At 67.9% G+C, this 2,271-nt stretch carries 3 protein-coding genes; 2 read left to right on the top strand and 1 reads right to left on the bottom strand.

What is annotated here, in order from left to right; genetic code table 11:
* Positions 1–1,180 (top strand): MFS transporter (locus ACFWPJ_RS30780; protein ID WP_378856719.1); only part of this gene is annotated, 1,180 nt, incomplete at its 5' end.
* A gap of 84 nt (positions 1,181–1,264) precedes the next feature.
* Entirely contained in the window at positions 1,265–2,014 is a 750-nt protein-coding gene (locus ACFWPJ_RS30775; RefSeq protein ID WP_378856717.1) for a DUF427 domain-containing protein, read from the top strand.
* On the opposite strand, the gene ACFWPJ_RS30770 is transcribed toward ACFWPJ_RS30775, so the two are convergent.
* Positions 2,015–2,271 (bottom strand): hypothetical protein (locus tag ACFWPJ_RS30770; protein WP_378856715.1); only part of this gene is annotated, 257 nt, incomplete at its 5' end.

The following is a 2,271-nucleotide window of genomic DNA, read 5'->3' as shown; positions in this document are numbered from 1 at the left end:
CGTCTGGGCCGTCGCCTTCGCGAGTGTCATCGCGTTCATGGGCATCGGCCTGGTTGATCCCATTCTCGAGCCGATCGGCGAACAGCTGCACGCGAGCCCGTCGCAGGTCTCGCTGCTGTTCACCAGCTACATGGCCGTCACCGGCGTCGCCATGCTGATCACCGGCGTCATCTCCAGCCGTTTCGGCGCGAAGAAGACGCTGCTGTCCGGCCTGGCGATCATCGTGGTGTTCGCCGCGCTGGCAGGCATGTCGAGCACGATCGGCGAGATCGTCGGCTTCCGCGCGGGCTGGGGTCTCGGCAACGCGCTGTTCATCGCGACGGCGCTGGCCACCATCGTCGGCGCGGCCACCGGCGGCGTCGCCAAGGCGATCATCCTCTACGAGGCCGCGCTCGGCATCGGCATCGCGACCGGCCCGCTGCTGGGTGGCCTGCTCGGCGGCATCAGCTGGCGCGGACCGTTCTTCGGGGTATCGGTGCTGATGGCCATCGCCTTCGTCGCGATCGTCGTGCTGCTGCCCGAGATGCCCAAACCGGCCAAGCCGACCTCGATCACCGCGCCGTTCAAGGCCCTGCGGCACAGGGGCCTGCTGACGGTCAGCATCACCGCGCTGCTCTACAACTTCGGCTTCTTCACCCTGCTCGCCTACACCCCGTTCCCGCTGGACATGGGCACCTACGCGATCGGCTTCATCTTCTGCGGCTGGGGCATCCTGCTCGCACTGGCCTCGGTGTTCCTCGCGCCGAAACTGCAGGCGCGCTTCGGCACCCTGCCGATGATGGCGCTCTCGCTCGGCCTGTTCGCCGCGGATCTGGCGGTGATGGGCATGTTCGCCGAGCACAAGATCGTGCTGATCGTCGGCGTCGTCATCGTGGGCCTGTTCCTCGGCGTGAACAACACGCTGATCACCGAGGCCGTGATGATCTCCGCCCCGGTCGAGCGTTCCACCGCGTCGGCGGCCTACAGCTTCGTCCGGTTCGCCGGTGGCGCCGCGGCGCCGTGGGTGGCGGGCAAGCTCGGTGAGCACAGCGTCTCGCTGCCGTTCTGGCTCGGCGCCGCCTTCACCGCCGCCGCGGTCGGCGTCCTGTTCCTCGGCCGCGGCGCGCTGACCCACATCGACGAGCACGACCCGGCCCCGCACAGCATCGAGGAAGCACAGGCCATCACCGTCGGCGACTGAGTTTTTGGAGCGCTGGCGCGCTCGAGGTCGGGGCGCGGTGGTCGGGATCGAGCGACGGTGCGGTTGCGGCGTAGCGTCGAGCACATGAGCGACGACAAGCGCGGACGGGTCAGGGTCGAGCCGGCGCACAAGCGCGTGCGGGCTTATCTCGACGGCAGACTGGTGGCCGACACGCTGCGGCCCTTATTGGTCTGGGAGGTCCCCTACTACCCGACCTACTACGTCCCGCTGACCGATGTCAGAGCGGATCTGGAACCGAACGGGATCGACGAGCACTCCCCCAGCCGTGGCGAGGGCACCGGCTACGACGTGATGGCCGGCGGCGTGCGCGCCGAGGGAGCGGCACTGCGCTACCTCGACTCGCCGCTACCCGACCTGAAAGACGCTGTCCGCCTCGACTTCGCGACCTTCGACTGGTTCGAGGAGGACGAACCGATCTTCGTCCACCCCCGTGACCCGTATTCCCGGGTCGACATCCTGGGCAGTTCGCGCACTGTGCGGGTGGAGATCGACGGCGTCACCGTCGCCGACTCGTCCTCGCCGCGCATCCTCTTCGAAACCGGCTTGCCCGCACGGTATTACCTGCCGCTACCCGATGTCCGGATGGATCTGCTGACCGCGTCCGATTCGCACAGCAGCTGCCCGTACAAGGGCACGGCCGACTACTGGAACATCCAGATCGACGGCACCGAACACTCCGACATCGTGTGGATCTACCGCACACCCCTGCCGGAAAGCCAGAAGATCGCGGGCCTGGCCTGCTTCTACAACGAGAAGGTCGACATCTACCTCGACGGTGTACTGCAGGACCGCCCGCGCACTCCGTTCAGCTAACTACTCGGGAACCTCGAGCACACCCTCGTCGACAGCCCATTTGATGGTCCGCTCCAGCGACGGGCATGAGTCGGGCCTGCCCGGCCGCGCCCCGTTCGCGCTGAGCTCGGCGAAGACCGGACAGTGTGTGTCCGGCCGCTCGGCCCACTGCACCGAGGTCTGGCGCGCGCTGGACTTGCGCACCAGCACCTCGGCCTCGCACGCCGGCCACCCCCCCCGCGTCACGCCGTGGGCCCGAAAATCGCGTTTTTTGCCCG

The sequence above is a fragment of the Nocardia sp. NPDC058497 genome, from assembly GCF_042720195.1.
Classification (GTDB): Bacteria; Actinomycetota; Actinomycetes; order Mycobacteriales; family Mycobacteriaceae; genus Nocardia.
This window is presented reverse-complemented; position numbering and strand designations above follow the sequence as displayed.